Source organism: Collimonas fungivorans Ter331, from assembly GCF_000221045.1.
Classification (GTDB): domain Bacteria; phylum Pseudomonadota; class Gammaproteobacteria; order Burkholderiales; family Burkholderiaceae_D; genus Collimonas; species Collimonas fungivorans_A.
The window spans coordinates 4109867-4131446 of the sequence record NC_015856.1; the positions used below are offsets into that span (position 1 = coordinate 4109867).

The following is a 21580-nucleotide window of genomic DNA, read 5'->3' on the forward strand; positions in this document are numbered from 1 at the left end:
TTTGCTCCTTGTTTAGCCCAGCGTCGCTATCACCGGCGCATGGTCCGACGGCTGCTCCCATTTGCGCGGCACCCTGTCGATCACGCAAGCCGTGCACTGCGCCGCCAAAGGCGGCGACAGCAGGATATGGTCGATCCGCATGCCGCGGTTGAGGCGGAATCCCATCTGCCGGTAATCCCACCAGCTATACAGTTTCTCCGCCTGCTCGAACATGCGGAAGGCGTCGGTCAGTTCCAGCCCCTGCAAGCGGACGAAGGCGGCGCGCTCGGCCGGCGACACCAGGTTCTGCCCTACCCAGGCGGCCGGATCGTGGACGTCGCGGTCTTCCGGCGCGATATTGTAGTCGCCCATCAAGGCCAGCTTCGGATGCAGCTTGCACTCGTCCTGCAGCCAGTCGTGCAAGGCGTCCAGCCACTTCAACTTGTACTGGTACTTCTCTGATTCGAGCGACTGGCCGTTGGGAATATAGGCGCAGACAATCCGCATGCCGTCTATGGTGGCGGCGATGATGCGCTGCTGCAGGTCTTCATAGCGCGGGTTGTTCTTGACCACGTCGGTGATCGGATGGCGCGACAGGATGGCCACGCCGTTATAGGTCTTCTGGCCGCTGAACACCACGTGGTAACCGGCCGCCTCGATTTCCGCCGCCGGGAATTTGTCGTCGGTCAGCTTGGTTTCCTGCAGGGCCAGGACGTCGACCGGATTCTCGGCCAGCCATTGCAGCACCTGCGGCAGGCGTACCTTGAGCGAATTGACGTTCCATGTAGCGATCTTTTGCATTTCTTCCAAATCCTTATTTAATATGTGGCGATGTTACCGCAAGCTAGCATTGAAGTAGAGTCATAAGATTTTCTTTAGTCTTACCGAAATTATTCTCGCTTGCGAGCAACTCGCCAAGGGAGGATATTTTCGTCTTTACAAGACTTTAAGCGATAACCGCAAAAAACCATGAGCATATTGAAAGTACTGTCCTTTTCAGCTTGTTTTCTCGTTGCCGGCAGCTGTGCCGGCGCCGGCCTCGACCAGTCCGGCATTAAAACCGCTGTAGACAGCGCCATCCAGCCGCTGATGCAAAGCTACGCTATCCCGGGCATGGCGGTCGCCGTCACCATCGACGGCAAGAACTATTTCTTTAACTATGGCGTAGCGTCGAAGGAAACCCGGCAACCCGTTACCAACAGGACACTCTTCGAAATCGGCTCGCTCAGCAAGACATTCACGGCGACGCTGGCTTCCTATGCCCAGGTCGACGGCAAGCTGTCATTGAGCGACAGCGCCAGCAAATACCTGCCGTCCTTGGGCGGCAGCAGCTTTGACAATATCAGCCTGCTCAACCTGGGCACCCACACTGCCGGCGGCCTGCCGCTGCAAGTCCCGGACGATCTCGGCAATACCGGACAGCTGATGGATTATTTCAAGCATTGGCAGCCGGCCCATGCCGCCGGCACATACAGGAAATACTCAAATCCGAGCATCGGTTTGCTCGGCATGATTGCAGCCAAGAGCATGGACATGTCTTTTGACGACGCTATTGAAAAGAAGCTTTTCCCCGAATTGGGAATGACGCACAGTTACATCAACGTACCAGCTGGCCAGATGAAGGACTATGCGCAAGGCTACACTACAAAAGATGTCCCGGTCAGGGTGAATCCCGGCGTGCTGGCGTCTGAAGCGTATGGGGTGAAATCCGGTTCGGCCGACTTGATCCGCTTCATCGGCGCCAACATGCAGGCAATCAAGCTTGAAGCGAAATTGCAGCGCGCAATCACTGATACGCATACAGGATATTTCGTCTCGGGAGAGTTCACGCAGGACCTGATCTGGGAACAATACCCCTATCCGCTAGAACTGAAGCGGCTGTTGGCAGGCAACGCTACCACAGCCCTCTACGACGAATTGCCAGCCGCCAGGCTAAACCCCGCGCTGCCGCCGCAGGCTGACGTGCTGATCAACAAGACCGGTTCTACCAATGGTTTTTCAAGCTACGCGGCTTTCGTGCCGGCCAAAAAGATCGGCATCGTGATCCTGGCGAACAAATCCTATCCGATCGACCAGCGAGTCACTGCGGCATACCGGATATTGACCCGCCTGGACAGCGAGGCCGCATCGAAAAATTAACCGTCGACCGCACAGGAGTCGAATCGGCTGGCGGCGCACACCACGATGGCGCAATTCCAGCCACGCCAACTTTGCTCCCAAGAAAGCCCTGGAATCCGGTAATATTCTCGTATCGATTTGTCATCAGGCATATCGGAGTTAACCTACCAGAGACCACATGCGAGTTGTAAAACTACCTGCCAGGCTGTCCCTCTGCTTGCTGGCCCTGATCCTGGCGGCCTGCTGCAGAAACGACCAAACCACCGACCAAGCCAGCTGCAATGCAAGCACGCCGAATACGGCAGCCGGCAGCAGCGACGGCAGCGGCAGCAATGTCAGGTTCAGCCAGCCCGGCGCTATCGCGGTCGACGCCGGCGGCAACCTGTTCGTGGCCGATACCGCCAACAACACCATCCGCAAGATCACTGCCGCCGGCGAAGCCAGCACGCTGGCCGGCAGCGCCGGCAATTCCGGCAGCAGCGATGGCAGCGGCAGCCGGGCGCGCTTCAACCAGCCGGGCGGCATCGCGGTCGACGCCGGCGGCAACCTGTACCTGGCCGATACCCAGAACCATACGATCCGCATGATCACCAGCGCCGGCGTGGTGACGACCATCGCCGGCAGCGCCGGCCAGGCCGGGCAGAATGACGGCACCGCCGGCGATGCGCGCTTTAACCAGCCCTGGGGCGTGGCGCGCGACGGCGCCGGCAACCTGTATGTCACCGATACCGGCAACGCTACCGTGCGCAAGATCACCGCCGCCGGGGTAGTGACGACGCTGGCCGGCAGCGCCGGCAGCCAGGGCAGCTCGGACGGCAGCGGCACCCGCGCGCAATTCAACCTGCCGCGCGGCATCACGCTCGACAACGCTGGCAATTCAACCGGCACTGCGGTCAATCTCGCTGTGAATATCTATATCGCCGACAGCAACAACAACACCATCCGCAAGCTTGACCAGAATGGCAATGTCAGCACCCTGGCGGGGACGGCAGGCAGCTCCGGCAGCGCTGACGGCAGCGGCCAGCGCGCCCGTTTCAACCAGCCGTATGGCATTGCGCTGGACAGCGCCGGCAATATCCGCGTCAGCGACAGCGGCAACCAGCTGATCCGCACCGTGTCGCTGACCGGGGTGGTCAGCACCCTGGCCGGCGCGGCCGGGACCGCGGGCAGCACCGACGGCAGCGGCAACAAGGCCCGCTTCAACCAGCCCGAAGGCATCGCTGCCGATGCTGCCAACAATATCTATGTCGCCGACACCAGCAACAATCTGATCCGCAAAGTGACGCCCGATGCGCAGGTCAGCACCTTGTTCGGCGGCGGCAATTCAAATTCCTCATCGTGCCTGTGCCTTTTCAAGCTCTAGCGGGCTGTTGCAATCGGCCGCACATGCCGCTCTTGCCTGAACGATAAGCCGCGCGGGCGGCTGCGGCCGCCTCCCCCTTCCCTCTCCACGCACAAATAACAACAAGCCTGTTGACACCGTCCTGTCATCGCCATTAGTATGCATATACATGGATGCATATGCATGAAAAGGATTGTTTATGATGAAAAACGAATGCAGCTGCACCACCCTGCGCCAGCTGACGCGCAAGATGACGAATATCTACGACCACTACCTGGCCGCCGATGAACTCACCATCAGCCAGTACTCCTTGCTGGCAAGGATAGGCAAATACGGTCCGATCGGCGTGATCCCGCTGGCGCACAACATGGGCATGGATCGCAGCACCATGAGCCGCACGCTCAAGCCCCTGATCGGCGCGGGCTGGATCGAGACCGTCGACCTGCCGCTGGAAATGCTGACCGACAAGCGTTCCTTCGGTGTCCGCCTGAGCGCCGAAGGGGAGCGCAAGTGGAAACAGTCCAAACCTAACTGGCGCAAGGCGCAAGACGTCATCAACACGATATTGGGCGACCAGACGCATCATGCCTTGATGAGCCTGGTCGATGATGCAAATGTGAAATTCGAACAAAACGAAAACGCCACTTTATGAACCAGACCATACACGCCATCATGTCGCGCACACGTTTCAGCTACGTGTGGATCATCGTCGGCATCACTTTCCTCGTACTGCTTGCGGCTGCCGGCATCCGCGCCACGCCCTCGGTGATGATCCTGCCGCTGGAGCATGAATTCGGCTGGAGCGTCACCACCATCTCCTTCGTCATTTCGGTCAACATCGCGCTGTACGGCCTGATCGGGCCATTTTCGGCGGCGGCCATGCAGCGCTACGGCATCCGCCCCATGGTGCTGGGAGCGCTGGTGCTGCTGGCGGTGGGTACTTTCGTCAGCACCTTCATGACCATGCCATGGCACATGGTGCTGGCCTGGGGCATCCTGGTGGGATCGGGCAGCGGCGTCGCCGCCAACACGCTGGCGGCTACCATTGTCAGCCGCTGGTTCGAGACTCGGCGCGGACTGGCGATGGGCTTGCTGACGGCCAGCTCGGCCACCGGCCAGATGGTGTTCTTGCCGCTGATGGCCTATATGGTCGAACACTACGGCTGGCGTTCGGTGGCGATGCTGGTGGCCAGCGTGGCGGCCCTGGCGATCCCGCTGGTGGCGATTTTCCTGCCTGAGCGGCCGCAAGACATCGGCATGAAACGCTACGGCCAGTTCGAAGAACTGCCGCCGGAAGCGGTCAGCAAATCCAAAAATCCTTTGTCCATCGCTTTCGAAGCCCTGGGCAAAGCGGTGAAAATCCGCGATTTCTGGCTGCTGTTCTTCAGCTTCTTCATTTGCGGCATGAGCACCAACGGCTACATCGGCTCGCATTTCATTGCAATGTGCGGCGACTACGGCATTTCCGCCGTCGGCGGCGCCAGCATCCTGGCCACCATGGGCTTGCTCGACCTGTTCGGCACCACCATGTCAGGCTGGCTGTCGGATCGTTTCAATGCTCGTGTGCTGCTGTTCTGGTACTACGGCTTGCGCGGCGTTGCGCTGATTTTCCTGCCGCACGCTTTCGGCCTCAGCTATTTCGGCTTGCCGGTGTTCGCCCTGTTCTACGGTCTCGACTGGATCGCCACCGTGCCGCCTACCGTGCGCCTGGCCAACGATGTGTTCGGCCGGCTGGCCGCGCCTATCGTATTCGGCTGGATCGTCGCCGGCCACCAGTTGGGCGCCGCCAGCGCCACCATGCTGGCCGGTTCGCTGCGCAACAGCCTGGGCAGCTACACCCTGTCGTCGGTATTGATGGGGGCAGCCTGCATCGTGGCCGCGGTGATGGTGTTGCGGATCAAGGGCCACCATGCCGGCGGCGACCTGATACCGGCGACGCCGGCATTGAATCGCTAACGGGTCACGACGGTGGCCACGATATCGCTGGCCACCTGGCGTGAATTCATGATGACGGTGTGAATGGTCGGCAGCAGCTGCACCGGTATTTCTCCCAGCTGCACCTCCTTGACCGACAGGATGCCGTCGTTCGGTTCGTCGCCGAACGGCATCCAGCTGCCGCGCGGCCCTTTGATGCCGGCATACACGCGCAATGGAATATCCGGGACCGGCAAGCTATCCATGAACTCCTGGCGCGCCAGCAGCTGTCCCATTTCACCGGTCAGCAAGCGGAACACGCGCCATCGGGACAGCTTGATGGCGTAGCTGGAAGCCATGGTCGGCGGCGCCAGGAATACGCCGAGCTCGGGCGCCCGCGCCAGGCTTGGCAATACGGCGCGCGTCAGCACGCAGCCCAGCGAATGGCCGACAACGATGAAGCGCTGCTCGCCGGCGCGCGCTGCAATGAATTTGCGCAAGCGTTCGACGCAAGGCAGCCAGCGTTCAAACGCGGCCGAATAGGCAAACAGGTGGGGTGTGATGCCTGCCGCGCGCAGGCGCCTGGCAAGCAGCAGCATCGACACCGGCGTGCGGCCCATGCCATGCACCAGGATGGCGTGTACGCCTGCACTGGCGGTCGGGCGGGCGCTCATTGGTACGGCTAGTCTTTTTTCTGCAGCTGTTTTTCAAAAGCGACATCCAGCTTGCTGATGCGCTTCGGTTTTTGCGGGCCGTAGGCGTTGACGAAGCGGACGAAAGCGTCCAGCTCCAGCGCTTCGCTCAAGCGGATCGGCGCCTCGAAACCGGCGTTCTGCGTCAGGTAAAACAATTCCTCTGCGGTCCTCACCATCGAATAGCGTACATCGGTGCTGCGGGCATTGAGACGTTCGACCGCCGCTGTGGCTCGGGTTGATCTCATTGCATTCTCCTGGTATCTACTGATACTTGCTTAAATCATGAAAACTCTTGTTTATCCATCGCTCTCGTAGGGTGGACACGCGTGCCCACGCGGATGTCGACGGCACTGCGTGGGCACAGGTGCCCACCCTACCTCGTCTGTTATCCAACGTTCATCTTTTACAGTTCGCGCTGGCTGGCGAAATGGCGGCGCCGCCCGTCCAGCGGATCGACAAAAGCGATTTCCCGCGCCAGCAGTTTCAAGGGCGCCGACAAGTCGTCGCCCTTGCAAGGATGTACCTCGGGATAAAAAGCATCGTTGATGATCGGTATCCCCAATGCTGCCAAATGTACGCGCAACTGATGTTTCTTGCCGGTCAGCGGCCGCAGCCGGTAGCGGCTGCAGGTTTCGCGCTGCTCGATCAGTTCGATACGGGTCTCCGAATTCGGCTCGCCGGCTACCTCCTGCATACGGAAAAACGGCGTGCCCTCCACCATGCGGCTGCGATACACCAGCGGCAGCACCAGGCCCGGCGCGCTCGGCGCCAGCGCCTCGTAGGTCTTGTCGACCAGCCGTTGCTGGAACAGCGACTGGTAGGCGCCGCGGCTGGCCACGTCATGGGAAAAAATCACCACGCCTGCGGTTTCCCGGTCCAGCCGGTGGATCGGCGTCAGGTCGGCCAGGCCGGTTTGCTTCTTGAGGCGGACCAGCAAGGTCTCGTGCAGGAAACGCCCGCTCGGGATCACCGGCAGGAAATGCGGCTTGTCGGCCACCAGTATCCGCTCATCCTGGTACAGGATCGAAGCTTCAAACGGAATCGGCGTCTCGGCCGGCAATTCACGGTAATAGAAAATGCGCATGCCGCGCCGGTACGGGCTGCCCGGCGCCAGGCGCACGCCCTCGCCGTCAACCACTTCGCCGCGCGCCATTCGCGCCACCCAGGTAGCGCTGCTTATAGCAGGGAAACGCTGTTCCAGGAAACTCAGCAGATCGGGCCATTCGCCCGCCGGCAGCCACAGGTAGCTTGGCGCAACGCCGTCAATAACCGGTAACGGCGCCGGCAGCGGCTGGCGTAGCTGCATCATCACAATACCCGTTGCCAATACCCGACGTCGATCCAGCGATCGAATTTCTTGCCGACCTGGGCGAAGTGCGCCACTTTTTCGTAGCCCATTTTTTCATGCAAGGCGATGCTGGCGGCGTTCGGCAAGGCAATGCCGCCGATCACCACGTGCACCGGCAGTTTCTGCAGTTCAGCGATCAGGGCCCGATACAGCGCACTGCCGAGCCCCTTGCCGGCGGCCTCGGGCGACAGGTACACCGAGGTCTCGACAGCATGCTGGTAGGCCGCGCGCGTGCGCCATTTGGTGGCATACGCGTAGCCGAGGATCTGTTCGTTCTCTGCACATACCAGCCACGGGAAACTGGCGGTGATATCCAGGATGCGATGCTTTATCTGTTCCGGTGTTACGGGTTCTGTTTCGAAACTGATGAAAGTATCGCGGATGTAGGGATTGTAGATGTCGCAGATGGCGGCGGCATCGTCGGTGGTGGCCGGGCGGATTGTGTGGGTCATGGCAAAACTCAGCTTATACAGGCGAATGCACAATCATACCGCGCAATCGCCCGTACTGAGGACATCGGCCAAATACGCCGCATCAGGCCAGCAAGGCGTCCTTGACCTGCTGCAGGGACGACGGGTCTTCAATGGTGGTCAGGTCGCCCGGATCGCGCCCCTCGCAGATCGCCTGGATCGAACGGCGCAGCAGCTTGCCGGAGCGGGTTTTCGGCAGCAGGCCGACCACATATACGCGCGCCGGGCGGCCGACGCTGCCGATCTGCCTGTCGACCGTGCCCATGATCTCTGCTTCCAGCGCAGCCCGCCCCTGCGCCGTATCGACCGCCGCCTTGGGAATCACGAAGGCCACCGCCACCTGCCCTTTCAGCTTGTCTTCAATGCCGACCACCGCCACTTCCGATACGTTCGGATGGCTGGAAATGCTCTCTTCTATTTCGCGCGTGCCGAGCCGATGGCCGGCGACATTGATGACATCGTCGGTGCGCCCGAGGATGAAGTAATAACCGTCGTCGTCGCGGATGCCCCAGTCGAAGGTTGAATAAGCCGGGTTGGGCGAGCCCGGCACTTGCGTGGCCCAGTAGGTATCGATGCAGCGCTGGTCGTCGCCATAGATGGTTTGCATGCAGCCCGGCGGCAACGGCCATTCGATCACCACCACGCCTTTTTCGTTGGCGCCGCATAACTCGCCGCTAGCTTCGTTGAGCAGCCGCACTTTATAGCCGTACATCGGCACGCCAGGGCTGCCCAGCTTGCTTGGCTTGTCCTCGACATTCCTGGCGATGGTCATGATCGGCCAGCCGGATTCGGTCTGCCAATAATTGTCGACGATGGGCACCCCGAGCGCCGATGAAATCCAGCTGGAGGTGGTTTCGTCCAGCGGTTCGCCGGCCAGGTATAGCGCCTGCAGGGAAGACAAGTCATATTTCTTCATCAGTTCCGGCGGCTGTTTTTTTAGCACCCGGATCGCGGTCGGCGCCGAGAACATGCGCGTCACCTTGTATTTTTCGACGATGCTCCACCAGACGCCGCCATCCGGACGGATCGGCAGACCCTCGTACAGCACCGTCGCCATGCCGGCAATCAAAGGGCCGTAAACGATGTAGGAATGCCCGACTACCCAGCCGATGTCGGAGGTGCAGAAGAATGTTCCTCCCGGTTTGCTGCAAAAGATGGTGTCCATGGAAGTCGCCAGCGCCACCGCATAACCGCCGACATCGCGCTGCACGCCCTTGGGCTTGCCGGTGGTGCCGGAGGTGTACAGGATATAAGAAGCTTCGTTCGACTCCAGCCAGACTGCTGGCACCTTGGCATCCATATGCAGCCGGCGCTGCTCGGCATAATCCACATCGCGGCCGGCCACCGTTGCCATCGCAGCCAGGCCGCGATCGACCATCAAGACATGCGCCGGCTTGTGCCGCGCCAGCTTGATCGCCTCGTCCAGCAAACCCTTGTAGGGCAATATCTTGCCGGCGCGCGAACCGGCGTCGGCGGAGACGACCAGCTTGGGCGTCGCATCGTCGATGCGGCTGGCCAGGCTGTTCGAGGCAAAACCGCCGAACACCACCGAATGGATGGCGCCGATGCGGGCGCAGGCCAGCATGGCGAATACTGCCTCGGCGATCATCGGCATGTAGATCAGGACACGGTCGCCGCGGCCTACGCCCAGCGCCTGCATGATGGCGGCTGTGCGGTTGACCTCCGCATGCAGCTCGCGGAAGGAATAGGTTTTTTCGGTATTGGTTTCAGTCGAAACCGCGATCAGGGCGGCCTGCTCGCCGCGCGTCGCCACCCAGCGGTCGACCGCGTTGTGGCACAGGTTGGTGGCGCCGTCGACAAACCACCTGGCGAACGGCGGCCGGCTGCCGTCGAGTACTTGCGAGAACGGATGGTGCCAGTCGATGCGCCTGGCTTGCTCGGCCCAGAAAGCGGACGGATCGTCGACCGAGCGCTGGTAAAAGGTGGCGAAACTCATGCTGTCTCCTCGTTTCTTATAAAGAACCGCAGGGTATGGAGGCTCCCCGTGCGAGTGCGCATGCTTCTGCGGCATGTTTCCGGCACCCGTCGCAAATGCGCCCCGTCAGAGCGGGGCGCAGTTTCTTTAGATCACATACAGATCAACATATTCGTTGACCGCCATGTCTTCCAGTTTCTTCTGGTCCAGCGAAACTTCCAGGATCTTCTGCTGCTGCTTGACCGACAGCTGGCGCGCCAGGTTGATCTTGAACTTGGCTTCCAGCAGCGGAATGCCATCCTTGCGGCGGCGCGCGTGGCCGATCGGGTATTCGACCACGATTTCCTTGAGCTTCTTGCCGTCCTTGAATTCGACCGTCAGCGCATTGGCGATCGAACGCTTCTTCGGATCGTGGTAATCCTTGCTGAAAGCCTTGTCTTCGACGCAGACGATCTTGTCGCGCAGGATGTCGATGCGCTTGTCGGCAGCGATCTTGTCTTCATAGTCGCCGGCAGTCAGGCGGCCGAAAATCAGCGGCACGGCGACCATGTACTGGATGCAGTGGTCGCGGTCGGCCGGATTGTTGAGCGGACCCTTCTTGTCGATGATGCGGATGCAGGCTTCGTGGGTGCGGATGGTGATCTTCTTGATGTCGTCCACCGACTTGCCGGCCTTGGCCAGTTCCGCATGCAAGGTCATCGCCGCTTCCACCGCGGTCTGCGAATGGAACTCGGCCGGGAAGGAAATCTTGAACAGCACGTTTTCCATCACATACGATTCGTACTTGCGCTGGAACTTGAACGGCTGGCCTTTGAACAGCACGTCGTAGAAACCCCAGGTCTTGGCGGTCAGCACCGACGGGTAGCCCATTTCGCCGCTCTTGGCGATCAGCGCCAGGCGTACCGCGCGCGAGGTAGCGTCGCCGGCCGCCCAGGACTTGCGCGAACCGGTGTTCGGCGCATGGCGGTAGGTGCGCAGCGACTGGCCGTCGACCCATGCCAGCGACACCGCATTGAGGATTTCCTCGCGGGTCAGGCCCATCATTTCGGCCACGACCGCGGTCGAAGCGACCTTGACCAGCACCACGTGGTCCAGGCCGACCTTGTTGAAGGAGTTCTCCAGTGCGATGCAGCCCTGGATTTCGTGCGCCTTGATCATCGCGGTCAGCACGTCTTTCATCTTGAGCGGCTTCTTGCCGGCGGCGATGGCGTTGCGCGAGAGCCAGTCGGCGGTGGCCAGGATGCCGCCCAGGTTGTCGGACGGATGGCCCCATTCCGCGGCCAGCCAGGTATCGTTGAAATCCAGCCAGCGGATCATGGCGCCGATGTTGAATGCGGCCTGGATCGGATCGAGCTGGAACTGGGTGCCCGGCACCTTGGCGCCGTTAGGCACCACGGTGCCCGGTACGATCGGTCCCATCAGTTTCTTGCAGGCCGGGTATTCCAACGCTTCCAGGCCGCAGCCCAGGGTATCGATCAGGCAGTTGCGGGCAGTATCGTAGGCGACCTTGGAAGTGATCTTGTATTTGGTCACGTAGTCGACGATATCGACCAGCACTTTGTCGTATTTCGGGCGGACGTTGGAGATGTGAGCGGACATTGTTTTCCTTGATGGTGAAAAATTAAAACGAACAGTTAAAACCAAAAAAATAAAGCAAGAATACCGCCGCCGTCACTCCCGCAACGCCTGCCCGGTTCAGGGCATCAGCGCAGCTTGCACTCGTTGGCCAGCTGCTGTCCCAGCTTGGAGTTGAGCAGCATCGACTTGGCCGGGATCTGGATCCACACCAGGCCGCTGGCCTTGTCTTCCAGGCGCACTGCGCCGGTAGTGGTGCTGACCGTGGTCATCGGGTAGCTGCGGCCTTTCCAGTTCAGCTTGACTTCGCTGCCGGCGCCGCCGGCCAGGTCGACCCGGTTGCCCAGTTCGCAATAGAAATTACCGGTCAGCAGGCTTGCCGACGGCGTCGGCTCCAGCTTCAGCAGGTTCGGCAAGGTCGGCTCCGGCTTGGTTTCGGCCAGCGGCACGCTGGAGCCGCAAGCGGCCAGCAAGGCGGTGAGTGTCAAAGCGGAAGCGATGCGGTAGGTATTCAATGCGTTAAAAGCGATCATATGGTCCCGGCCCTAAGGCGTTAAGTAAGCAGTGGCTTCCATCGCTTGCGTGATGGAAACGTCTATTGGCTCGCTTTTGCGCCTGTATTGCCATTTTACCTACAGGCGCTATTTGCGTTTGCCAATCGGGACAAATTTTAAATCTTCTGGGCCCACATAATTCGCCGATGGACGAATAATCTTGTTGTCGATTCTTTGCTCGATAATGTGCGCCGCCCAGCCGGAAGTACGGGCAATCACGAACAAAGGCGTGAACATGGCGGTCGGCACGCCCATCATGTGGTACGAAACGGCCGAAAACCAGTCCAGGTTGGGAAACATCTTCTTGATGTCCCACATCACCGTTTCCAACCGTTCGGCGATATCGAACATCTTCAGGGAGCCGGCATCCCTGGACAAGCTGCGCGCCACTTCCTTGATCACCTTGTTGCGCGGGTCGGATATGGTGTACACCGGATGGCCGAAGCCGATCACCACTTCCTTGTTTTCGACACGCTTCTTGATGTCGGCCTCTGCCTCGTCCGGATTGTCGTAGCGCTTCTGGATTTCGAAGGCGAACTCGTTGGCGCCGCCGTGCTTGGGGCCGCGCAAGGCGCCGATGGCGCCGGTGATGGCCGAATACATGTCGGAACCGGTGCCGGCAATCACCCGGCCGGCGAACGTCGAGGCATTGAATTCATGCTCGGCATAGAGGATCAGCGAAGTGTGCATCGCCTTTTCCCACAGCGCGGACGGTTTTTCGCCGTGCAGCAGGTGCAGGAAATGGCCGCCTATCGATTCGTCGTCGGTTTCCACATCGATACGCTTGCCGTTGTGGCTGTAGTGGTACCAGTACAGCAGGACGGAGCCGAGCGAAGCCATCAGGCGGTCGGCGATGTCGCGCGCGCCGGGCGCATTATGGTCGTCTTTTTCCGGCAGGATGCAGCCCAGCGCGGAAGCGCCGGTGCGCATCACGTCCATCGGATGCGAAGCCGCCGGCAGCCACTCGAGCGCGGCCTTGACGTTGGCAGGCAGGCCGCGCAAGGCCTTCAGCTTGGTCTTGTAGGCTTTCAGTTCAGCGCTGGTGGGCAGCTTGCCATGCACCAGCAAATGGGCGATTTCTTCAAATTCGCAGCTGTCGGCGATGTCCAGGATGTCGTAGCCGCGGTAATGCAGGTCGTTGCCGGTCTTGCCGACCGTGCACAGCGCGGTGTTGCCGGCGGTGACGCCGGACAGGGCTACCGATTTTTTAGGTTTGAAAGGGGTCGCTGCGGGCTGTTGTTCACTCATGTAAATCTCCTATGCGATTTGATAGACCAGGATCCGGGGTGCCGCTTATTTCGCCTTCTGCTGCGCAAACAAGGCATCCAGCTTTTGTTCGAATTCGTGGTAATTGATGCGCTCGTAGAGCTCGGCGCGGGTCTGCATGGTGTCGATCACGTTTTTCTGGGTGCCGTCGCGGCGCAGCGCGGTATAGACGTTTTCGGCGGCCTTGTTCATGGCGCGGAACGCCGACAGCGGATACAGCACCAGGCCGACATCGGCGGATTTCAGCTCATCGACCGTGAACAGCGGGGTGGAGCCGAACTCGGTGATGTTGGCCAGCACCGGCACCTTGACCGCCGCCGCGAAGGCCCGGTACATGTCGAGCTGGGTGATCGCTTCCGGGAAGATCATGTCAGCGCCGGCTTCAACGCAAGCCACGGCGCGTTCCATCGCCGCTTCCAGGCCTTCCACCGCCAGCGCATCGGTGCGCGCCATGATGACGAAGTTGTCGTCGGTACGGGCATCGACGGCAGCCTTGATGCGGTCCACCATTTCCTGCTTGCTGACGATTTCCTTGTTGGGCCGGTGGCCGCAGCGCTTGGCGCCGACCTGGTCTTCGATATGCATGGCGGCGGCGCCGAACTTGATCATGGCCTTGACGGTGCGTGCGACGTTGAACGCCGACGAACCAAAGCCGGTATCGACATCCACCAGCAGCGGCAGGTCGCAGACATCGGTGATGCGCCGCACGTCGGTCAGGACATCGTCCAGGTTGGAGATTCCCAGGTCAGGCAAACCCAGCGAACCGGCCGCAACGCCGCCGCCGGACAGGTAGATCGCCTTGAAACCGGCGCGCTTGGCCAGCAAGGCGTGATTGGCGTTGATGGCGCCGACTACCTGCAACGGCGATTCGTCACGGACGGCTTGCCTGAATGCGGCGCCTGCGGAATATTGGGTCATGTCGTCACCTTGTAGTTACTTTGTAATTGCAGTGTACTGAACGAGTTTCATGGGGAAACCGATACAGCAATATTGCAATCGCCATGCCATAACCGCCATGGAAGGCTGCCAGTCCCCATCCTGCTTCCCGCAGCAGGACGACTATGCATTTGAAATCAGGCACTTGCGCTGATTGCCTTGCGCCCAGGGGGCAATTGCATTCCCGGCTGCGATGTTCCATACTATGTTTCAAATATTTATTTGAAACAAATGTGAAACACAAATGAAACAACGATAATATGGCCCGCCCCCTGCACTCCTCCAGCAACCGCGACAACGACCTGCCGGTCATCTGGACCGTTTCGGTATCGCGCCTGTTCGACCTGTTCCGCGACATCACGCTGGAATTCGACCACCAGGCCAATATCGCGCCTATCCAGCTGGGCTTCGAAGACGCGGTCCAGCACATCCGCGAACGGCTGGCGACGGAACGCTGCGACGCCGTGATCGCCGCCGGCTCCAACGGCGCCTACCTGAAGAGCCGCTTGTCGGTGCCGGTCATCATCGCCAAAGCCAGCGGCTTCGACGTCATGCAGGCGCTGGCAAGGGCGCGCAGGATCACGCCGCGGGTCGGCGTCATCACCTACCAGGCGTCGATGCCGGCGCTGGCCGAGTTCCAGGCCGCGTTCGACCTCAGCATCGAACAGCGCAGCTACGCCACCGAGGAAGATGCCCGGGCCCAGGTCAACGACCTGAAAGCGAGCGGCATCAAGGCGATTGTCGGCGCCGGGCTGATTACCGACCTCGCCGAGGAAGCCGGGCTGAGCGGCATTTTTGTCTACTCCGCGGCCTCGATCCGGCAAGCGTTCAACGATGCGCTGGAGCTGGCGCGCTTGTCCCAGCTGCAGCTGGAATCGACCGGCGGCCGCAGCTATCCGGCCAGCTATTCGGAAAATGATACGCTCAGGGCCAAGCACGGCATCAGCGATTTGCGCGGCCCATCCGACGCCATGGAAGCGATACGCAGGTCGGTCACGCTGTTTGCGCGCTCGCCGGCCAACGTCCTGATCCATGGCGAAACCGGCAGCGGCAAGGAGCTGGCGGCGCAGGCGATCCATCGCGAACATCCGCTGGCGCAGGGTACGGCCGGCGCCCGCGGCAGCCGGCCTTTTGTAGCGGTGAATTGCGGCGCGATCGCCGAATCGTTGCTGGAGTCGGAATTGTTCGGCTACGAAGAAGGCGCGTTCACCGGCTCGCGCCGCGGCGGCCGCGCCGGCCTGTTTGAGGCCGCTCACCGCGGTACCCTGTTCCTCGATGAAATCGGCGAAATGCCGCTGGCGCTGCAAACCCGGTTGCTGCGCGTGCTGGAAGAGCGGGAAGTGGTGCGGGTAGGTTCCACCCGCCCGATCGCGGTCGATGTCCGCATCATCAGCGCCACCCATTGCGACCTTGAGGAAAGAGTACGCGACGGCCGTTTTCGCGCGGACTTGTTTTACCGCATCGGCGTCTTGCGCCTGAATTTGCCGCCGCTGCGCGCGCGTCCGGACGACCTGGTGGCATTGGCGGAATGGTGCCTGAAACAGGCGCTGGCGTCGCTCGACGTGCGGCCGCACGCCAACCTGCACGCCGAGGTTGTGGCTTGCGCACCGCTGCTGGAAAGTTATGCCTGGCCCGGCAATGTGCGCGAGCTGCGCAATGTGATGGAACGGGTTGCCCTGTTCCTCTCGGCCGAGCCATTGCGCTCGATGACGCCGGCCTTCCTGCTGGCGGCGGCGCCGGAATTGGCGACCGGGGCTGCTGCGCTGCCGGCGGCTGTAGCGCCGGCAGTGGTGGAATCCGCGGCGCAGGTGCTGGCAAGATTTGACGGCAACCGCGCGGCGGCGGCGCAGTACCTTGGCGTCAGCCGCACTACCCTATGGCGCAAGCTGAGGGAACAGCAGGAGCGATAATCTGCCCCTGCCTTAAGGGTCAATCGTCCTTGGCGCCGGCTATGCCCAGTTCCTGGATCTTGCGCGTGATGGTATTGCGGCCGATGCCGAGGCGTACCGCGGCATCGTTCTTGCGCCCGTGCGTGTGGCGCAAGGCAATCTTGATCAGGGCCGATTCGAACTGCCGTCCCAGCACATCCATGACGTCGGCGTCGCCATTGCTGAGCATGTGCGCCGCTTCAGCCTCGAGCAAGGCAATCCAGCTCTGCTTTTCGCCGGCGGCTTGCGCGGCAGGCGCCAGGATTTCCGGATAGTGCGCGGCGGCGGCCGGCGCCGCCAGGTGCGGATCGAACGCCACCGGCCTGCTGGCCGGGCTTTCCAGCTGCATGCTTTGATCGCGGCCGCCGACCAGGTCTTGCGGCAGGTCCTTGATCTCGACGGTCTGGCCGGGCGCCATCACGGTGATCCAGTTGCACAGGTTTTCCAGCTGGCGCACATTGCCCGGCAGGTCGAGGCTGCTCATGAAACGCATGGCGTTGTCGGAGACGCGCTTGCTTTCCACGCCCAGCTGCTTGGCGCTCTGGCTCAGGAAATAACGGGTCAGGATCGGGATGTCTTCGCGCCGTTCGCGCAGGCTCGGCAGGCGCAGCCGGATCACGTTCAGGCGGTGATACAAGTCTTCCCGGAACAGGCCTTCGCGGACCCGGGTCTCGAGGTTCTGGTGGGTCGCGGCGATGACGCGGACGTTGGCTTTCAAGGATTGGTGGCCGCCGACGCGATAGAAATGGCCGTCCGACAAAACCCGCAGCAAACGGGTCTGCAAATCAAACGGCATGTCGCCGATTTCATCGAGGAACAGGGTGCCGCCTTCGGCTTGTTCAAAACGGCCGCGGCGCGAAGCCTGGGCGCCGGTGAATGCGCCGCGCTCATGGCCGAACAGTTCCGACTCCAGCAAGTCCTTCGGAATCGCCGCGGTATTGAGGGCGATGAACGGCTGCGAAGCGCGCGGGCTGTGCTTGTGCAGGGCGCGTGCCACCAGCTCCTTGCCGGTGCCCGATTCGCCGGTGATCAGCACCGTCACGTTCGATTGCGACAGGCGGCCGATGGCGCGAAACACGTCTTGCATGGCCGGTGCCTGGCCCAGGATTTCCGGGGTCTCGGCGGATGCCTGCTCGACATTCGCTTCACGCAAGCTTTCTTCCAGCGCGCGCCGTATCAGTTCGACTGCCTTGTCGACGTCGAACGGCTTGGCCAGGTATTCGAAAGCGCCGCCCTGGAACGCGGCAACCGCGGAATCGAGGTCGGAAAAAGCGGTGATGATGATCACCGGCACGCCGGGAAACTTGGCCTTGACGGTTTGCAGCAGCTCCAGGCCGGAAGCGCCCGGCATGCGGATATCGGAGACCAGCACTTGCGGCGTGCTCGATTGCAACGCTTCGATCGCATCGCGCGCATTGGAGAAACTCTTGGTGCTCAGGTTTTCGCGGGCCAGCGCTTTTTCAAGCACCCATCGAATCGATTCGTCGTCGTCAACAATCCAGATTGGTTTCATGTGTGTTGTGCTGCGCCAGGAGCGCAGTCCGTTAAACTCGTAGTCGATTACATTTCTCATCGCCATCACGGCCTACCTGCTGCAGGCATCAGGGCAGAGGTATAAGAATCCTGAAATCTGTATATCCCGGCCGGCTCTCGCATTCGATGACGCCCATGTGCTGTTGCACAAAGGTTTGCGCCAGCGTCAGGCCCAAACCGCTGCCGCCGTCGCGTCCCGATACCAGCGGATAGAAAATGCGTTCTTGAATCTCGGCCGGGATGCCAGGTCCATTGTCGATGATATGCAAGTCTAGTGCCAGCCGGTAACGGACCTTGGCCAGCGTCACCTGGCGCACTATCCGGCTCTGGAAAACCAGTTCGGCGTCGCCCGCCTTGATGCGCTCCTGCAACGCTTGCGCGGCGTTGTGGGCGATGTTCAGGATTGCCTGGATCAGCTGCTCCTTGTCGCCGCGGAATTGCGGGATCGACAGGTCGTAATCGCGCTTGATGCTCAGGCCGCTCGGGAATTCGGCCACGATCAGGCTGCGCACCCGCTCGCATACCTCATGGATATTGACGTCGCCCACGATCTGCGCCAGCCGGTGCGGCGCCAGCAGGCGATCCACCAGGGTCTGCAGGCGATCGGCTTCCTTGATGATGACTTGCGTGTATTCGCGCAATTCCTTGACATGGCGCTCCGGCAGCTCGAGCTCCAGCAGCTGGGCGGCGCCGCGGATGCCGCCCAGCGGATTCTTGATTTCATGGGCCAGGTTGCGGATCAGCTCCTTGTTGACCTGGCTCTGGTCGATCAGGCGCTCCTCGCGCTCCAGCTTGAGCTGCTGCACATTCTCGCGCAGCTCGATCAGCACCGGCATGTCGGGATTGTCGAGCGCGGTGACGATGGTGTCGACCCACAAGGGCTCGCGTCCCACGCGTTCCAGGATCAGGTCCTGGCGCGAATCGTCGAACTGGTGCTGCAGGGCCTGTTCAAAGATCGCCAGCAGCTGGTCCGGATTGAGGAACAGGTCGGACAGCGTCTGCTGCTGCAGCAGGCGGCTGGAACTCTCCAGCAGGTTTTCCGCAGCGGCGTTGGCGAACACCAGGCGTCCGTGCTGGTCCAGCACCAGCACCGCTGAGGCCAGCAGATCGAGGCTGGCGAGCGCATTCCGTTCGGCGGGTTTTATTGACATCCTGGCATCCTTGTTAACAAACCTGGTCCAGGCAAAGCGCGGCGAGGCACATCGGCGCCAACGCCAGTAAGACTGTCGGTGTGATTGAAATAGTGCATTTTCCGAGCATAACAAGCTTTGTAAGCAATGTCGGTGGGTAATATGCCGGATCGCCACATTATGGTGCGTCCGGCCTGGCTTTATTCTAATCCGGGTAGGCAAAAATAAAGGCCGCGAAGGCGGCCTTATGCATTAAGCAAGGTTGATACCATGCTGGCGATTACTTCAGATTCGACAGTTCCCGGTTGAGTGCGTCGATATTCTTTTCGCTGCGGGAAATGTCTTCTTTCATCGACGCCACCCGTTCCTGGTACTTGGCGTAGTTTTTCTCGTTGCCCTGGCGTTCCGGCGTGCCGTCGTTGTAGTCTTTCTTGAGCCCGGCCAGGCGCTGCTGCTCGTTCTTCAATTCATCCTGCAGGATCTGGCGGCGATCGTTGTCGCGCGCCTTTTGCGTGCCGTTGTCCACTTTCGGGAAGTCGGTCGGGGTGGAAGCTGCCGGTTTGCTGGCGGCGGCGCCTTCGCGCGCCGGCTTGCCGCCGGACGAAGTCACGGTCAGCGGCGGTAAACTGACGCGCTTGCAGCCCTTGGTGTCGCCCGTGTTCTTGTATTCCTTGACGCCGTTCTGGTCCACGCACAGAAACACCTCGCTTTGGGCGTGAGCAGTGCCTGCGGCGATGCTCACGGCCGCCAATAGCAGAAATCCTGGTAAAAGACGCTTCATAGACTTTCTTCGCAAGTGCAATTCAATCGAGCCAGTAGTGTAGCGCTTCGCAAACGATGAAACCACGCAAGTAGCGTCTTTTTGCACCAGGCGTTGTTGCAAATCCTCGCGATAGTCCCACTATCGCTCCGGTTTGCGCCTAGCCTGGCACAAAAATCCACTACTTGCGTGGCTCCCTCGCTTACGAATCGCCACACAGTTTACGTCAAGAAACATGCAATGACAAACCATCCTGCAGAATATAGTTTGCGATATGCAGGTAGTGAAAACAAGCGTGTAAAAAAAACAAAAGGACAGGGAGATCCCTGTCCTTTATCTTGCAGTCCGCCCTTGCATCTGGCAAGAGCGGATTGCAAACTTGCGAACCGACTTATACCGAATAGTACATGTCGAATTCGATCGGGTGAGTCGTCATGCGATAGCGCTGGACTTCCTGCTTCTTCAAGTCCAGGTAAGCATCGATCATGGTGTCGCTGAAGACGCCGCCGCGGGTCAGGAACTCGCGGTCCTTGTCCAGCGCTTCCAGTGCTTCTTCCAGCGAAGCGCAGACGGTCGGGATCAGCGCGTCTTCTTCCGGCGGCAGATGGTACAGGTCTTTCGACGCTGCTTCGCCCGGATGGATCTTGTTCTGCACGCCGTCCAGGCCTGCCATCAGCAATGCCGCGAAGCACAGGTACGGGTTCGCCAGCGGATCCGGGAAACGGGTTTCGATGCGGCGGCCCTTTGGATTGGCCACGTGCGGGATACGGATCGAAGCCGAACGGTTACGCGCCGAATAAGCCAGCTTGACCGGTGCTTCAAAGCCTGGAACCAGGCGCTTGTACGAGTTGGTGCCTGGGTTGGTGATCGCATTCAGGGCCTTGGCGTGCTTGATGATGCCGCCGATGTAGAACAGCGCGAATTCCGACAGGCCGGCATAGCCGTCGCCGGCGAACAGGTTCTTGCCGTCTTTCCAGACCGACTGGTGCACGTGCATGCCGGAGCCGTTGTCGCCAACGATAGGCTTAGGCATGAAAGTGGCGGTCTTGCCGTAGGTGTGGGCAACGTTCCAGACTACGTATTTCAGGTTCTGGGTCCAGTCGGCGCGCTCGACCAGGGTCGAGAACTTGGTGCCGATTTCATTCTGGCCGGCGCCGGCCACTTCGTGGTGATGCACTTCAACCGGGATGCCCAGCGATTCCAGGATCAGGCACATTTCCGAACGCATGTCCTGGAAGCTGTCGACTGGAGGAACCGGGAAATAGCCGCCCTTGACGGTTGGACGATGGCCGGTGTTGCCGCCTTCGAGCTTGGCGCCGGTGCTCCATGCAGCTTCTTCCGAACCGATCTTGACGAAACAGCCGGACATGTCGGCGCCCCAGCGGACGTCGTCGAAAATGAAGAATTCCGGTTCCGGGCCGAAATAGGCGGTATCACCCAGGCCGGAGGATTTCAGGTAGGCTTCAGCGCGCTTGGCGATCGAACGCGGATCGCGGTCATAACCCTTGCCGTCGGATGGCTCGATCACGTCGCATTGCATGAACAAGGTGGTTTCTTCCATGAACGGATCGATGTTCGCGGTGTTCGGATCAGGCATCAGCAACATGTCGGAAGCTTCAATACCCTTCCAGCCAGCAATAGAAGAACCGTCAAATGCATGACCCGACTCAAATTTATCGATATCGAAATGAGAGACAGGGACAGTTACGTGCTGTTCCTTGCCTTTGGTGTCAGCGAAGCGAAAATCAACGAATTTGACTTCGTTGTCTTTTGCCATTTTCAAGACTTCTGCGGCCGTCATTGCCATGTGAATCTCCTAAATATGAAAGGTACTGCAATTTTTAAATTGTGCGCCCTGCTCAGGATCTGTTGCGCGCAGTTTTCAGCGTCGCAGTAACATCATGATGTACAGGTAGTGAGCAAACCATGACCGGACAGCAATTCAGTACGACCAGAACTCAGTGCAGGATGATAGCAGAATCCATGCCACCATCCGTTCATCGCGGCTTGCTTATTCGATCCTGTAATTAGCTTGCGTAGAACGCAGTATCAGCCTTTTTCGGGCTTGCCCTCGTTATCAAAAATCACCATTATGG

Annotated in this window: 19 protein-coding genes; 5 read left to right on the forward strand and 14 right to left on the reverse strand. The window is 60.4% G+C overall.

The window, feature by feature from the left end; translation table 11 throughout:
* Positions 1-12: 12 nt before the first annotated feature.
* Positions 13-780, reverse strand: coding sequence for an exodeoxyribonuclease III (xth, locus tag CFU_RS18315; RefSeq protein ID WP_041742363.1), 768 nt, complete (start codon positions 778-780; stop codon positions 13-15).
* A 168-nt stretch (positions 781-948) separates the two neighbouring features.
* On the opposite strand from xth, the gene ampC reads away from it, so the two are divergent.
* From ampC to CFU_RS18335, 4 genes are all read left to right on the forward strand, one after another.
* Entirely contained in the window at positions 949-2118 is a 1170-nt protein-coding gene (gene ampC / locus CFU_RS18320; RefSeq protein ID WP_014007498.1) for a class C beta-lactamase, read from the forward strand.
* A 157-nt stretch (positions 2119-2275) separates the two neighbouring features.
* Complete coding sequence (locus CFU_RS18325) at positions 2276-3460, forward strand: NHL repeat-containing protein (RefSeq protein ID WP_014007499.1); 1185 nt, start codon at positions 2276-2278, stop codon at positions 3458-3460.
* A 178-nt stretch (positions 3461-3638) separates the two neighbouring features.
* Positions 3639-4091: a MarR family winged helix-turn-helix transcriptional regulator gene (locus CFU_RS18330; protein ID WP_190275172.1), complete on the forward strand. Its 453-nt coding sequence runs from the start codon at positions 3639-3641 to the stop codon at positions 4089-4091.
* Positions 4088-5395 carry an MFS transporter gene (locus CFU_RS18335; RefSeq protein ID WP_014007501.1) on the forward strand — a complete coding sequence of 436 codons (1308 nt, stop codon included), beginning with the start codon at positions 4088-4090 and terminating at the stop codon, positions 5393-5395. The genes CFU_RS18330 and CFU_RS18335 overlap by 4 nt, the downstream gene beginning before the upstream one ends.
* On the opposite strand, the gene CFU_RS18340 is transcribed toward CFU_RS18335, so the two are convergent.
* The 9 genes from CFU_RS18340 to prpB all read right to left on the reverse strand — a co-directional run bounded on the left by CFU_RS18340 (position 5392) and on the right by prpB (position 14115).
* Complete coding sequence (locus CFU_RS18340) at positions 5392-6027, reverse strand: esterase/lipase family protein (RefSeq protein ID WP_014007502.1); 636 nt, start codon at positions 6025-6027, stop codon at positions 5392-5394. The two genes, CFU_RS18335 and CFU_RS18340, sit on opposite strands and share 4 nt — an antisense overlap.
* Positions 6028-6035: 8 nt before the next feature.
* Positions 6036-6293: a hypothetical protein gene (locus CFU_RS18345; RefSeq protein WP_014007503.1), complete on the reverse strand. Its 258-nt coding sequence runs from the start codon at positions 6291-6293 to the stop codon at positions 6036-6038.
* A gap of 158 nt (positions 6294-6451) precedes the next feature.
* Positions 6452-7357, reverse strand: coding sequence for an RluA family pseudouridine synthase (locus tag CFU_RS18350; protein ID WP_238531340.1), 906 nt, complete (start codon positions 7355-7357; stop codon positions 6452-6454).
* Positions 7357-7848, reverse strand: coding sequence for an arsinothricin resistance N-acetyltransferase ArsN1 family B (locus CFU_RS18355; RefSeq protein WP_041743661.1), 492 nt, complete (start codon positions 7846-7848; stop codon positions 7357-7359). The genes CFU_RS18350 and CFU_RS18355 overlap by 1 nt, the downstream gene beginning before the upstream one ends.
* Positions 7849-7930: 82 nt before the next feature.
* Positions 7931-9823, reverse strand: coding sequence for a propionate--CoA ligase (locus CFU_RS18360; RefSeq protein ID WP_041742364.1), 1893 nt, complete (start codon positions 9821-9823; stop codon positions 7931-7933).
* Between the two features lie 126 nt (positions 9824-9949).
* Positions 9950-11401 carry a bifunctional 2-methylcitrate dehydratase/aconitate hydratase gene (locus CFU_RS18365; RefSeq protein ID WP_041742366.1) on the reverse strand — a complete coding sequence of 484 codons (1452 nt, stop codon included), beginning with the start codon at positions 11399-11401 and terminating at the stop codon, positions 9950-9952.
* A gap of 104 nt (positions 11402-11505) precedes the next feature.
* Positions 11506-11910, reverse strand: coding sequence for a hypothetical protein (locus CFU_RS18370; protein WP_014007508.1), 405 nt, complete (start codon positions 11908-11910; stop codon positions 11506-11508).
* 108 nt (positions 11911-12018) lie between these two features.
* Positions 12019-13179 (reverse strand): bifunctional 2-methylcitrate synthase/citrate synthase, encoded by a 1161-nt coding sequence (prpC, locus tag CFU_RS18375; protein ID WP_014007509.1) that lies wholly within the window; start codon positions 13177-13179, stop codon positions 12019-12021.
* A gap of 45 nt (positions 13180-13224) precedes the next feature.
* Positions 13225-14115, reverse strand: a complete 891-nt coding sequence (gene prpB, locus CFU_RS18380) for a methylisocitrate lyase (protein WP_014007510.1) — start codon at positions 14113-14115, stop codon at positions 13225-13227.
* A 278-nt stretch (positions 14116-14393) separates the two neighbouring features.
* On the opposite strand from prpB, the gene prpR reads away from it, so the two are divergent.
* On the forward strand, positions 14394-16043 hold the full coding sequence (gene prpR, locus CFU_RS18385; protein WP_014007511.1) for a propionate catabolism operon regulatory protein PrpR: 1650 nt from the start codon (positions 14394-14396) through the stop codon (positions 16041-16043).
* Between the two features lie 19 nt (positions 16044-16062).
* On the opposite strand, the gene ntrC is transcribed toward prpR, so the two are convergent.
* The 4 genes from ntrC to glnA all read right to left on the reverse strand — a co-directional run bounded on the left by ntrC (position 16063) and on the right by glnA (position 21291).
* Entirely contained in the window at positions 16063-17574 is a 1512-nt protein-coding gene (ntrC, locus tag CFU_RS18390; RefSeq protein ID WP_041742368.1) for a nitrogen regulation protein NR(I), read from the reverse strand.
* Between the two features lie 88 nt (positions 17575-17662).
* Positions 17663-18745 (reverse strand): nitrogen regulation protein NR(II), encoded by a 1083-nt coding sequence (glnL, locus tag CFU_RS18395; RefSeq protein ID WP_041742369.1) that lies wholly within the window; start codon positions 18743-18745, stop codon positions 17663-17665.
* 259 nt (positions 18746-19004) lie between these two features.
* Positions 19005-19466 carry a DUF4124 domain-containing protein gene (locus CFU_RS18400; RefSeq protein WP_337999059.1) on the reverse strand — a complete coding sequence of 154 codons (462 nt, stop codon included), beginning with the start codon at positions 19464-19466 and terminating at the stop codon, positions 19005-19007.
* Positions 19467-19875: 409 nt separating this feature from the next.
* Positions 19876-21291: a type I glutamate--ammonia ligase gene (glnA, locus tag CFU_RS18405; RefSeq protein ID WP_014007515.1), complete on the reverse strand. Its 1416-nt coding sequence runs from the start codon at positions 21289-21291 to the stop codon at positions 19876-19878.
* Between the last annotated feature and the right edge of the window lie 289 nt (positions 21292-21580).